Below are 733 nucleotides of genomic sequence, written 5' to 3' on the forward strand. Positions count from 1 at the left end.
CGGGCGCCCTCGCCGATGCGCTGGTCGCCCTCCTCCGCTCCCGCGGCGCCCGTGTGCTGGCGGACCACCCCGTCACGGCCCTTTCCCGGGATGACGACGGACTGTGGCGGATCACCGCGGGGGACACCGGTTTCCGCGCGAGGACCGTAGTGGCGGCCGCGCACATCTTCACGACCCTCGAACTCCTCCGGCCGATGATCGGGGATGCGCGATGGAATACGTGGCGGCGCGGGATCCGCACCGGCTTCGGCGTCGGCATGCCGGTCCGCGTCGGCACCACCGCCCTGCCGCGATACGCCGGGGCCGACGAGTCCGAGAGCGCGCACGGGCTGCAGCTCTTGGTCACCGACCGGCGCGCGCTCGACCGCCGCTACGGCATCGCGGCAGCCGGCGGGCTCGACGCCGATCCTGCCGTGCTCGCCATGAGTTTTTCCGCGCTCGATCCGTCACTCGCCCCTGCCGGGAGGCACGAGCTGACCCTCTGGGCGCAGTGGCATCCCCGGCACCTCGCCGACGGCTCGAGCTGGGACGAGGTCAAGGAGGTCGAAGCGGACAGGATCCTCGCCCAAGTCGATCGCTTCGCGCCGGGCTTCTCCTCCTCCGTGGTGCACCGCCACGTCCAATCGCCGCTCGACCTCGAGCGCGAGCTCGGAATGTGGGGCGGAAACGTCATGCACGTCGAGATGTCGCTCGACCAGATGCTCCCCTTCCGCCCGCACCCCGACCTCGCGCG

1 protein-coding gene is annotated in these 733 nt (G+C 71.9%); it reads left to right on the top strand.

Annotated elements, in window-relative coordinates; all coding sequences use genetic code 11:
* Positions 1-733 (top strand): phytoene desaturase family protein (locus tag V7E05_RS12495; protein ID WP_442891679.1); only part of this gene is annotated, 733 nt, incomplete at both ends.

This window comes from Dietzia sp., assembly GCF_036741115.1.
Classification (GTDB): domain Bacteria; phylum Actinomycetota; class Actinomycetes; order Mycobacteriales; family Mycobacteriaceae; genus Dietzia.